Annotated in this window: 9 protein-coding genes and 1 pseudogene; 7 read left to right on the top strand and 3 right to left on the bottom strand. The window is 73.7% G+C overall.

Translation table 11 applies throughout. From position 1 onward, the window contains the following. Positions 1–334 precede the first annotated feature (334 nt). Positions 335–1,867 carry a MocR-like pyridoxine biosynthesis transcription factor PdxR gene (gene pdxR / locus GR130_RS35010; protein WP_159508423.1) on the bottom strand — a complete coding sequence of 511 codons (1,533 nt, stop codon included), beginning with the start codon at positions 1,865–1,867 and terminating at the stop codon, positions 335–337. 47 nt (positions 1,868–1,914) lie between these two features. Here pdxR and GR130_RS35015 point away from each other — a divergent pair, with 47 nt between their 5' ends. The 5 genes and pseudogenes from GR130_RS35015 to GR130_RS35035 all read left to right on the top strand — a co-directional run bounded on the left by GR130_RS35015 (position 1,915) and on the right by GR130_RS35035 (position 5,044). Further along, complete coding sequence (locus tag GR130_RS35015) at positions 1,915–2,418, top strand: carboxymuconolactone decarboxylase family protein (RefSeq protein WP_236573802.1); 504 nt, start codon at positions 1,915–1,917, stop codon at positions 2,416–2,418. 4 nt (positions 2,419–2,422) lie between these two features. Further along, positions 2,423–2,872 (top strand): carboxymuconolactone decarboxylase family protein, encoded by a 450-nt coding sequence (locus GR130_RS35020; RefSeq protein WP_159508424.1) that lies wholly within the window; start codon positions 2,423–2,425, stop codon positions 2,870–2,872. Beyond that, on the top strand, positions 2,869–3,615 hold the full coding sequence (locus GR130_RS35025; RefSeq protein WP_201305082.1) for an isocitrate lyase/PEP mutase family protein: 747 nt from the start codon (positions 2,869–2,871) through the stop codon (positions 3,613–3,615). The genes GR130_RS35020 and GR130_RS35025 overlap by 4 nt, the downstream gene beginning before the upstream one ends. Before the next feature lie 42 nt (positions 3,616–3,657). Beyond that, positions 3,658–4,017, top strand: a pseudogene (locus GR130_RS35030) (RNA-guided endonuclease TnpB family protein); the annotation flags it as partial. A 277-nt stretch (positions 4,018–4,294) separates the two neighbouring features. Continuing rightward, on the top strand, positions 4,295–5,044 hold the full coding sequence (locus tag GR130_RS35035; RefSeq protein WP_159508425.1) for a serine hydrolase: 750 nt from the start codon (positions 4,295–4,297) through the stop codon (positions 5,042–5,044). A gap of 55 nt (positions 5,045–5,099) precedes the next feature. Here GR130_RS35035 and GR130_RS35040 read toward each other — a convergent pair whose 3' ends face one another. Then, positions 5,100–6,284 (bottom strand): trypsin-like serine peptidase, encoded by a 1,185-nt coding sequence (locus tag GR130_RS35040; protein ID WP_159508426.1) that lies wholly within the window; start codon positions 6,282–6,284, stop codon positions 5,100–5,102. 128 nt (positions 6,285–6,412) lie between these two features. Next, positions 6,413–6,706, bottom strand: coding sequence for a hypothetical protein (locus GR130_RS35045; RefSeq protein WP_159508427.1), 294 nt, complete (start codon positions 6,704–6,706; stop codon positions 6,413–6,415). 269 nt (positions 6,707–6,975) lie between these two features. Between GR130_RS35045 and GR130_RS35050 the strand changes: the two genes are divergently transcribed. After that, complete coding sequence (locus GR130_RS35050; protein ID WP_159508428.1) at positions 6,976–11,250, top strand: Pls/PosA family non-ribosomal peptide synthetase; 4,275 nt, start codon at positions 6,976–6,978, stop codon at positions 11,248–11,250. An 8-nt stretch (positions 11,251–11,258) separates the two neighbouring features. After that, positions 11,259–12,005 carry a BPL-N domain-containing protein gene (locus GR130_RS35055; RefSeq protein ID WP_159508429.1) on the top strand — a complete coding sequence of 249 codons (747 nt, stop codon included), beginning with the start codon at positions 11,259–11,261 and terminating at the stop codon, positions 12,003–12,005. Positions 12,006–12,088 lie beyond the last annotated feature (83 nt).

Below are 12,088 nucleotides of genomic sequence, written 5' to 3' on the forward strand. Positions count from 1 at the left end.
GCCGACAGGCTCCGTCGTCCCGCCCGAACCCTTGACGTTCACTTCCACTTGGGACGGGTGGGGTCCTGCCTGCGCCGTGCCCGGCACAGAAGCTGCGCCAAGTCCGGCTACCGTGGCCAACGACGCGGCCAAGGCTCTCACGCGGTGGTGCATGATTCCCCCTTGCTCGTAGCTCCTCGCCGCCGACAGCGACAAGGTGGTCACGGACAGCCAACCTCCAACGGATAAACGCCCAATAAACAAACGGATTCACATAAATCCGGCCACCATGTCCTGATTCGTGCGAAAGTCCTGGGTGGGCCGTGAGGTAGTCCCACGGGACACGGCCCAGTGGTCAGGGGAGCACCCGCAGCAGTGCCTCCAGCGCTCCCGTGAACGCATGGTCAGGGGGCGTCCCGTAGGCCACGACCAGCCCGTCGAACGGCGCGCTCTCCGTGTCCGTTCCGCCGTGCCGAAACCAGCTCAGGCCCTCCAGTGCCAACCCCGCACGCTCCGCCGCCCGTACGGTGCTCTCCTCGGTGCCGGGCGGTAGGCGGAGCACCATGTGCAGCCCGGCGGCGATCCCGGTGCCCTCGACGTGCGGTGCGCGTTCCGCGAGGGCGGCGATGAGCTGGTCGCGGCGGCGCCGGTAGCGCTGCCGCATCCCGCGCAGATGCCGGTCGTACCCGCCGCAGTGGATGAACTCGGCGAGGGTGAGCTGGTCCAGCGAACCGGACTGCCACTCGCCGGTCGCCTTGACGGCGAGCACCGGGTCGATCAGGCGGTCGGGCACCACCATCCAGGCCAGCCGCAGCGCCGGGGCCAGGCTCTTGCTCGCGGTGCCGAGATAGACGACGTGGTCGGGGTCCAGCCCCTGGAGGGCGCCGACCGGCTGCCGGTCGTAGCGGAACTCGCCGTCGTAGTCGTCCTCCAGGATGTAACCCCCGGTGGCACGCGCCCAGTTGACGACGGCGGCCCGGCGGTCGGGGTGCAGCGGCACGCCGGTGGGGAACTGGTGGGCGGGGGTGAGCAGGGCCGCGCGGACGCCGTCGAGGGACGCCAACCGGGCGGCGTCCGCGCCGTGTTCGTCCACCGGGAGGGGAACGGTGCCGAGCCCGGCGCGGGTGATGACGTCACGGTGGAAGGCGAGCCCGTAGGACTCGACGGCGATGCGGGCGGACGGACCCTTGGCGTCGGCGTCGGCGCTGACGACAACGTCGGCCTCGGCGTCGTGCAGCGCGCGGCAGAGCAGGCCCAGTCCCTGCATGAACCCCGCGCAGACGATGATCCGCTCCGGGTCGGCCCGTACGCCGCGGGCACGGGCCAGATAGTCGGCGAGCACCGTGCGCAGCTCCGGGCGGCCGGCCGCGGTGCCGTAGCCGAACGCCTCGCTGGGCGCGGCGGACAGCGCCCGGCGGGCGGCGGCCAGCCAGGCGGTGCGCGGGAAGGAGGCGACGTCCGGGGTGCCCGGGGTGAGGTCGAAGCGCGGTGCGGCGGCGCGGCGCCGCGGGCCGGCCGCCAGGCCCGGGGCGCGGCGGGCCACCGCCGTGCTGCCGGCGGCCGGCAGCGGTCGCCCTGTGACTCCGTCCCGTTGGGGGTCCCCCCGGCGGTTGCTGGGGGAACACCCCCAGGCGACCCGGGTGCCGGAGCCCTGGCGGGCGCTGAGCCAGCCCTCGGCGACCAGCTCGGCATAGGCATCGGCGACGGTGTTGCGGGCGATGCCGAGGTCGGTGGCGAGCGAACGGGAGGACGGCAGCCGGGTGCCGGGGGCCAGCCGCCCGGACCGTACGGCGGCGCGCAGTGCGGCCATCAGGGAGGCCCGCAGCCCGCCCGGACCGGTGAGGTCCAGATGCAGATCCCGCCCGAAAGTGGCCCGCGAATTTGTCATGGAAGTGGACCATACCGCTGCGCCACTCGCGCCGTAGCGTGGTGTCCATGACGAACGGGAACGCATCATCCGCACCGCCGGACACCTCCGGCACGCACCATGGGCACGGCCCCCGCATGCGGTGGGCCGCGCTCGCCCCGGAGGCGTTCAAGGCCATGGTCGCGCTGGACGCCGCCGCCACGAAGGGCCTGGACCCGGCCCTGGTCGAGCTGGTCAGGATCCGCGCCTCGCAGCTCAACAAGTGCGCCTACTGCCTCGACATGCACATCACCGACGCCCGCAAGGCCGGGGAGACCGAGGAGCGCATCCACCTCCTCAACGCCTGGGAGGAGGCGGCCGGTTACTACACCGAGCGCGAGCGGGCGGCCCTGGCGCTGACCGAGGCCGTCACAGTGCTGACTGGGGGAGGCTTCGTCCCCGACGCCGTCTACGAGCGGGCCGCCGCCCACTTCGACGAGGCCGAACTGGCCCATCTGATCGCCCTGATCACCACCATCAACGCCTGGAACCGCTTCGGCGTGGCCACGCGCATGACCCCGGGGCAGGGGTGACCCGATGAGCCGGCGGATGAAGATCTGGGGCCTGCTCCCCGAGTTCGGCAAGGCCCAGCTCAGGCTGACCATGGCCGCCAAGAAGGGCCTGGGCGACCCGGTCCTGGTCGAGCTGGTCGTGCTGCGCGCCTCGCAGGTCAACCGGTGCGCGTTCTGCATCGACATGCATGTCAGGAACCTCCGCGAGGCCGGGGTGAGCCCGCGGCGGATCGATCTGCTGCCCGCGTGGGAGGAGGCCGGCGACCTCTACTCCGAGCGCGAGCGGGCGGCCCTGGCGCTCGCGGAGGCGGTCACGGTGCTGACCGACGGCCACGTCCCCGACGCCGTCTACGAGCGGGCCGCCGCCCAGTTCACCGAGGCCGAACTGGCCCATCTGATCGCCGTGATCGTCGCGATCAACAACTGGAACCGGGTCAATGTCACGGTGCGCCAGCCCCCGGGGGAGGAGCTGTGACCGCCGGCACCGGGCCCACGGCCGCGGCGGCGCTGCGCGCCCTCCACCACGGCCGGCGGCCGGGCGACCCGCTGATCCTCCCCACCGTCTGGGACGCCGCGGCCGCCCGGGTCTTCGCCGACGCCGGCTTCCCCGCCCTCGCGACGCCGAGCGCGGGCATCGCCGCGTCCCTCGGGTACGCGGACGGCGAGACCCCTGCCGACGAGATGTTCGCGGCGATCGCCCGGATCGTACGGGCCGTGGACGTGCCGGTGACGGCGGACGTGGAGGCCGGATACGGGCTGTCCGCGAAGGAGTTGGTGGGCCGCCTCGCGGACTCCGGGGCGGTCGGCTGCAACCTGGAGGACTCCGACCACGCCTCCGGCGCCCTCCGCGACCCGCGGGAGCAGGCGGAGTGGCTGGCCGAGGTCCGCGCCGCGGCGGGCGACGCCCTGGTCGTCAACGCCCGGGTCGACACCTTCCTGCGCGGCGACACCGGTACCGCGGCGGCCGTCGAGCGCGCCCGCCTCTACGCCGAGGCCGGCGCCGACTGCATCTACCCCATCCTGGCGCCGCCCGCGCTGCTGCCCGAACTGTCCGCGGCCATCACCCTGCCGCTCAACGCGCTGGCCGTGTCCGACGGTCCGTCACCCCGTGAACTGGGCGCCCTGGGCGCGGCCCGGATCACCTTCGGCGGCGGCCTCCAGCGCCGGGCGACCGCGGCGCTGGCGCTGGTGGCCGAGCGGCTGCTGGACGGCAACTGACGCTGTGGGCACGGGGGTTGGCGGGTAGGGAACCCTGAGCCGGCGGAGAAGAAACCGATCGCCTTCCGGCCTGAGGCCGCGCAGCCGTATGACGACCGGTGCCTTTCCTGGAAGTGCGACGCGCAGACGGTGAGCATCTGGACCACCGCCGACCGCCTCAAGAACGTCGCCTTCGTCTGCTCGCCCGATGCGCTCAAAACGCTGCAGGCACACCGCAGGGGAGAATCCGACTTGATCCAGCGCGACGGCGTGTTCTACCTGATCGCCACGTGCGAAATCCCTGAGGCCGAACAGTACGAGCCGGACGGGTTCATCGGCGTGGACCTCGGCATCGCCAACATCGCCACCACCTCCACCGGCTACAAGGCTGCCGGGCGCGGCCTGAACCGGCACGCCCGGAAGGGCGAGGCTGCGTGGACTGCGGGGCGTGAGTCACGCGTCCCTGCCACCCCATAGGGGTGTCTGGACGGAGGAGCCCACCCAGCAGCCAGTTGGGCACTACCTCCAAGCCCGGTCCTTTAGGACCGGGGCAAGTTGACCTTCGCCGGGGAGACCGCGGGCAAGGTGTGCGGGCAGGCCGCCGACGCGGCGTTCACCGACGCGCCCGGCACCCTCCGGGAGCCGGCCGACCCGGCCTGACGTCCCGCGCCGGCGCATGCTGGCCGCCCTAGGATGAGTCATGCTCTCCCTCGTCGTGGCGCCCTGGCGGCGCCCCCCGGTGGTCCTGCGCAACGCTGACGTCCCGCACGAGGCGGCCAGCACCATGAAGGTCGCCGTGCTGGCCGCCCTCTACCGCGGCGGACTGGACCTGGACCGGCAGATCCCGGTGGTCAACCGCTTCGCCTCCGCCGCGGGCGGCACCTTCGCCAACTCCCGGGCGGGCGACAGCGATCCGGAGCCCTGGGAGCTGCTGGGCGGCACCGCGTCGCTGCGCTGGCTCGCCGGGCGGATGGTCAGCCACTCCTCCAACCTGGCGACCAACCTCTGCCTGGCGCACGTGGGGCGGGAGGCGGTGGCCGACGTGTGGCGGCGGGCCGGCGCGTCCGCCGGCACCGACACCCCGCGCGGCGTCGAGGACCGGCCGGCCCGCGCCGCCGGCATCTTCAACCGGGTCACCGCACACGACCTGGTCCGGCTGCTGGAGTCGCTGGAGCCGGAGGTGCTGGGCCTGCTGGAGGACAACGCCCACGGGGTGGACGTGGCCGCGGGCCTGCCGCCCGGCACCCGGCTGGCCAGCAAGAACGGCTGGATCACGGGGGTACGGAACTGCGCCGCCGTGGTCCACCCGCCCGACGCCGCCCCGTACACCCTCGCGGTCTGCTACACCGGCCCGCTCGCCAACGGGCAGGACACCGGCGACCCGGCCGCCCGGCTGCTGGCGCGGGTGTCGGCCCGCGTCTGGCGGGCGCGGCACCGGCTGACGGCGTGAACCGGCCGGCGTACCGGGCCCGCTGGGGCTCGGTGCGCCGGCCGGCTCGGGCCGCCTACTGCTGGGCGGCGAACTTCTGGCTCAGGGTGGTGAAGACCTCCTGCGCCTCCGGGCCCAGGTGCGGGCCGGCCAGCCAGGTGTGCTGGCCGTTGCTGATGGAGGTGTTGGACACCAGGGTCAGCTTGCCGCCGCGGTTGACGAACCAGCCGCCGCCGGACGAACCGCCCGTCATCGTGCAGCCGATGCGGTCCATGGGGGGCATGTTCCGCTCCATGGTGAGGCGGTCGGGCCGGTCCAGGCAGCTCATCATGCGCGCGCCGTCGTAGGGCGCCGCGGCCGGGTAGCCGAACGCCTTCAGCGAGCCGATGCCTTCCGCGTACGGGGAGTTGAACCAGATCTGGGCGGCGGCGCCGACGGTCTCCTCAAGGGACTTGCCGTTGCCGTTCTCCGGCTTGACGTGCATCACGGCGAAGTCGTAGACGGAGCCGTCGTTGCCTTTCTCGCCGCCCATGCTGATCCACTGGTTGGACGTGTTGACCCAGTCGGCCCAGAACTTGCCGTACGGCATCATCTCCGCGGCCGTCGTGTTGTTGAGCTGGTTCGCCGGCACACCGTTGTCGTTGAACGACGGGACGAAGACGATGTTGCGCATCCAGCCGCCCTGCTTGCCGGTGTGGACGCAGTGGCCGGCGGTCCAGACGAGGTTGGACTTTCCGGGGTGTGCCGGGTCCTCGACGATCGTGCCGGAGCAGACCATCGGGCCCTTGGGGCTGTCGAAGAAGATCTTGCCGATCGGGGCCATGTTGCGGTGGTACGGGCGGACGACCTCCTGGGCGGTGACCGGTGCCTTCGGCCCCGGGGCGGGGACGTCGGACTGGTCGCCCAGAGCGGCGTCCTGTACGCCGACGTCCGGTGCGGACTTGGCCTGGGCCAGCCGCTCCGGGTTCCAGTGGTCCTTGATGATCGGGTTGGCGAAGTCCTGCGCCCGGCGGGACCACTTGTCCCAGTTCTTCCAGCCGCCGTCCTTCCACTTCTTCAGGTCGCCGATGCTGGTCGGCAGGCCGCCCGGGTGCTTCTGGCCGGCGGACGAACTGCCGGGCGCGGCCGAGGCGTTGTTGTCGGTGGGGCCGCAGGCGGTGGCGGTGAGCGCGAGCAGCGCGGCCGTCGCGGCGGCGGCAGCGGTGGAGCGGCGGACACGGGACCTGGACGGCGTGGATATCCCGGACGGTCGAGACGGCATGGAGCGTTCCCCCCTGATACGGACCGGCGCCGGTGGTGCGCGCCGTTTCTGTCATGCCCCTGTTGGGGCTGCGCTCTACTATGCCGTCACGGCACGGTGGCGGGGCAGCGGGGGTGGCGGCCCACCGGTCAGATGTGGTGCGCCCGCGGATCCCGGCGCGCGACGGCGTGCGCCCGTCCCCGCGCACCCGCCCCGGCACCCGCCCCCGCCGCGACTCCGGCCCCGGCCCCGGCCCTGGCAGCGACCCCGGCGCCGACCGCGTGCCGGAACTCCTCGATCTGCTCGCGGGTCGGATACCACTTCTTGTCGCAGCGGTGGCACCACCACCGCCAGTTGTCCCAGTGCACTTCGGTGGTCGTGGTGTCCCTCCACAACGGGTCGTCGCAGTCGGGGGTGGGGCACTTCGGCGGCGGCAGCGGCATGGTCCTAGCCTGGGCCGCCGACCGCGGCCCGGATGGTGCGCCACGTGGCGCACCATCCGATCGGGTGAGGGCCCCGCCACGGATGTGACGGACCGGCTCCGTACAGGGGCACCGGCCGCGGACGTGCCACGGACGTGCCGCGGAACGGCCCACGGCGGCGCCGGAAGATCGTCCGCCACCGGTCCGCGCCTGCGAGCACCCTGCTCCGGCGGCCCGCGGCGGCTCGGAGCGGAAATGCGATCACGGGTGATCGGCGCTGCGATGGAGGCATGGCCACGACCAGACAGGGCGTGACGCGGCTGCATCACGTCTTCGAGTCCACCTGTGACCGCATGCCCTCGGCGACCGCGCTGGAGTGCGGGCGGCGCACCCTCACGTACGCCGAACTCGACGCGCGCGCCAACCAGATCGCGCACCGGCTCCGCGGGCTCGGCATCGGCCCGGGGGCGCGGGTGGCGATCCTGGTGCCGCGGTCGGTGGACATGTACGCGTCGCTGCTGGGGGTGGGCAAGGCGGACGCGGCGTTCGTACCGATCGATCCGGCGGCGCCGCCGGACCGGGTCGCCTTCATCGCGGCGGACGCCGGCGCGGACGCGGTGCTGACGACCGCGCGGACGGCGGCGGGGCTGACCGGCCTCGGGCGGCGGACGCGAGTGGTCCGGCTCGACCGGGACGGCGGCGCGGGCGGGGACGCCCTGGCCTCCCTGCCGACGACCCGGCCGGACCCGGCCGCGCCCGTGGAGCCTGCGGCACCGCCCGACCCGGCGATCCGGACCGCCCCCGGCGACCCGCTCGCCTACGTCATGTACACCTCGGGATCCAGCGGGCGCCCCAAGGGCGTGGCGATCGCCCACTCCAGCATCTGCAACTTCCTCGGCATCGTCCCGGACGTCTACGACGTGCGCCCGGACGACCGGGTCTACCAGGGCATGACCATCTCCTTCGACTTCTCCATCGAGGAGATCTGGCCGACCTGGGCGGTGGGCGCCGCGCTCGTCGCGGGGCCCGGCGGCACCGACTCCGAATCCGAATCCGGGTCCGGGTCCGGCTCCGGGCGCTTCGGCGCCGAACTCGCCGACACCCTGGAGGAGCGCGCGGTCACCGTGCTGTACTGCGTGCCGACGCTGCTGGCGACCATCCCCCGGGAACTGCCGCGGATCCGCAGCATCATGGTCGGCGGCGAAGCCTGCCCGGCGCAGCTCGTCGAGCGGTGGAGCCGGCCGGGGCGCCGCATCCTCAACACGTACGGGCCCACCGAGACCACCGTCACCGCGACCGTGGCGGAACTGCGGCCGGGCCGGCCGGTCACCATCGGCAGGGCGCTGCCCACGTACACGGTGGTGCTGCTCGACGAGCAGCACCGGGCGGTGCCCGACGGGGCGGTCGGGGAGATCTGCGTCGGCGGCCCCGGTGTCGCCGCAGGCTACGTAGGACGGCCCGAGCTGACCGCGGACCGCTTCATCGAGCATCCGCTGGCCCCCGAGGGCAGCCGGCTCTACCGCACCGGTGACCTCGGCCGGATCACCCCGGACGGCGAGATCGCGTACCTGGGGCGAGCCGACGACGAGGTGAAGGTCCGCGGCTACCGCATCGATCTCGGCGAGATCGACAACGTGCTGCTGGAGGACCCCGGCGTGGCCGAGGCCGCCACCGCCCTGGTCGCGATGCCCCACCACAACGGCAACGGGAACGGCAACGGCAACGGCAACGGGAACGGGGACCACCGGGAGCTGTCCGCGTACGTCGTCCGCACGGCGGGCGGCGGTGACCACGACCGCGACGGGGACGCCCTCGTCGCCCGGCTCCACCAGCGCCTGAGGCACCGGCTGCCCGCCTATATGGTCCCGCCCTTTCTGGACATCCTCCCCCAGCTGCCCGCCATGCCGAGCGGCAAGGTGGACCGCAAGCGGCTGCCCGCGCCGACCGGCCGCCGGCTGACCGGCGGCGGCCGGATCGTCGCTCCCGAAGGGGAATGGGAGACCCGGGTACGGGACATCTGGGCCGAGGTCTTCGGGGTCCCGGCGGAGACCCTGTCGGCCGAGGCGGACTTCTTCGCCGAACTCGGCGGGCACTCGCTGCTCGCCGCCCAGGTCGTCTCGCTGCTGCGCAGCCGCGGCATCGGGACCGGCACCGGCCCCGCGCTGCGCGACCTGTACGCGAACCCGACCGTACGGCGCCTCGCGGAGCGCCTGGCCACCGCGGCCAGCATCACCGGTCCACCGAACGTCAACAGCCTGGAGAGCAACGGCAGTTCCGGCGGCACGGGCGGCATCGGAGGCACGGGCAGCGTCGGCGGCATCGGCGGCACGGCCAACGGGCACCCGCTGCACGTGGCCCCGCCGGCCCGGCCGCGCCCGCTCCGCCACGGCAGCGGCCGCATAGCCGCCGCCGGACTGGCCCAGGCCGCCGCCCTCTACGTGCTCTTCTTCCTCTTCACCCTCCCCGTCGCCTTCACCTTCGCCTGGCGGGGCGGCGCGTTCACCTTCCGGTCGCCGGTGCCGGTCGCGCCCGTGGTCGCCGCCCTGATCAGCTACATCGGCGTCCGCTGGCTCGTACCGGTGGCCCTCGCCCGCCCCCTCGCCGCCGGGATCCGCCCCGGCCGCTACCCCCTCTGGGGCACCACCTACCTCCGCCTCTGGGCGCTCGGCCTGCTGCTGAGCGTCAGCCCCCTGCGCGAGCTGAGCGGCTCCCCCTTCATGGGCGGCTATCTGCGGCTGCTCGGCGCCCGCATCGGACCGCGGACGACCATCGCCACCAACACCGTCCCGCTGCCGGCCCTGCTCCGCGTGGGCGCGGACGCCTCGATCGGCTACGGCGCCGCGCTACGCGCCTGGCGGGTGGCGGACGGCTGGGTGACCGTCGCCCCGGTGGAGATCGGCCCGCGGGCGTACGTAGGAGCGCATGCGGTCCTCGAACCGGGCGCCCGTATGGAGGCGGGATCCGGGCTGGGCGAGCAGTCGGTGATCGGCCAGGGCGAGGTGGTGCCGGCCGGAACGCGCTGGGCCGGATCACCGGCGTCGCCGGTGGCGACCCTGGCACCCCATGTGGAGGAGATGCTGCGCGCCGGCGACCGGCGACCGGCGGAGCCCTGGCGACCGCGCCACCTCGCCGCCGCCCTCCTCGGGCTCGGCTTCCTCGAAGTCCTCACCCTCGCCGTGCTGGTGCCGAGCAGCGCCCTGGGCTGGTTCACCTGGCTCGCCTGGGGCAGCCTGCCCGCCGCGGTGGTCGTCTTCTTCCTCGGCGGACCGCTGTACGTGCTCACCGTCTGCGCCGCGGTCGCCCTCGCCAAACGCCTGGTCCTGCCCCGGTCGCCGGTCGGCAGCCACCCCGTCCGCAGCGCCCTGGGCGTCCGCAAATGGCTGGCCGACAAGCTGCTGGAATTCAGCCTGATCGCCACCAACTCCCTTTACGCGACGCTCTACACGGCCCCCTGGCTGCGGCTGCTCGGCGCGCGGATCGGCCGCGGCGCCGAGGTCTCCACGGCCGCGCATCTCGACCCGGATCTGCTGACCCTCGGCGAGGGCAGTTTCGTCGCCGACATGGCGGGCGTCGGGACGGCCGCCTTCGCGGGCGGGCACTTCGCCAGCCGGCCGACCGAGGTGGGACGGCGCGCGTTCGTCGGCAACGCGGCCTGCCTGCCGGCCGGGACGCGGACCGAGCCCGGCTCCCTGATCGGCGTCGGCACCGTCCCGCCCCAGGACGACGTGCCGGCCGGCACCTCCTGGCTCGGCTCCCCCGCGATCCTCCTGCCGCACCGCCAGAGCAGCGGCGACTTCCCCGAGGAACTGACCTTCCGCCCGACCCGCAAGACGGTCCGCCGTCGGCTGGCCATCGAGTACTTCCGCGCCACGATGCCCACGTCCCTCCTGGGCATCGCCGCCTTCTTCTACCTCCTGGCCCTCTCCGGCACCGCCCACCGTCCGAGCCCGGCCCTGACGGTGCTCCTCGCCCCGGTCTTCCTCATGGGCGCCGGCCTGACGGTCATCACCTGCTGCGCGGCGGTCAAGTGGCTCGTCGTCGGCACCTACCGGCCGCGCGTCGAACCCCTCTGGAGCCTGTTCGTCCGCCGCACCGAATTCGTCACCGGGCTCTACGAGGCGGCCGCCGTCCCGGCCGGCGCCGCCGCGCTCGCCGGAACCCCGTTCCTGCCGTACGTGCTGCGCCTGTTCGGGGCCCGGATCGGCCGGCGCACCTGGATAGGCACCACCTTCCTCACCGAGTTCGACCTGGTCGACATCGGCGACGACGCGGCGATCGGCGCGGGCGTAAGCTTGCAGACGCATCTGTTCGAAGACCGGGTCATGAAGATGTCGAAGGTCACCGTGCGGGCCGGCGCCAGCGTCGGCACCCGGGCGATCGTGCTGTACGACGGCGTGGTCGGCGAGGGCGTCCTGCTCGACGCGCTCTCGCTGGTGATGAAGGGCGAGTACCTCACCCCCGGCACGGCATGGCGCGGCATCCCGGCCCAGGGCCTGGCCCTCCGGCCGGCCGACCTCCCGCCCCCACCCCAGCTGACACCCCGCCCCGACAGCCACTCACGGTGAGAGAACCCATGCCACCACCCACCGGCCTCCTCGACTCCGTCCGCCGCGCCTTCGGCGCCCGGGAAGAGCCCGGCAGCGCGCCGCTCCCCGAGCCCGGCGGACGCCGCCTGGCCCTCGTCTACCGGGGCCCGGCCACCCAACCCGGCTGCCCCGAAGCGGTGGCCGCCCTGCTCGCCTCCGGCCCCTGGGACCTCGACGTCCGCTATACCGGCCCCCACGAGGACCTCCCGCTCTCCGCCGAAACGCTGGCCCACGCCTATGTCTACGCCCAGCCCGGCGGCGGCTCCCTGGCCCCCGCCTACCGCCGCCTCAAGCGGCAGGCCGACGTGATCCGCGACTACGTCCACGGCGGCGGGCGCTACCTGGGCTTCTGCCTGGGCGGCTACCTGGCCGGCTCCGACCCCGGCTTCGACCTGCTCCCCGGCGACACCGACCAGTACATCACCACACCGGGCGCCACCGTCGACCACGAGCGCGACACCCTCGTCGAAACCCGCTGGCGCGGCCAACCCCGCACCCTCTACTTCCAGGACGGCCCGCACTTCATCCTCGACGAGGGCGCCGACGCCACCGTCCTCGCCACCTACCCGAACGGCTCCGTGGCCGCCGCCGTCACCCGCTACGGCAACGGCCGCGTCGGCGTCGTCGGCCCCCACCCCGAAGCCACCGACGACTGGTACCTCGACGAGGGCCTCCCCGTCGTCGAGGCCCGCGACCTGGGCCTCGACCTGGCGACGGCGGTGCTGGAGGACTGAGGTCCAGGCGGTTTATGCCAGAACGCGCATAGTCGCGAGAACGCATGGACGGTCCGCCCACCACTCCGTACGGTCGTGGTCGA

The sequence above is a fragment of the Streptomyces sp. GS7 genome (assembly GCF_009834125.1).
Lineage (GTDB): Bacteria > Actinomycetota > Actinomycetes > Streptomycetales > Streptomycetaceae > Streptomyces.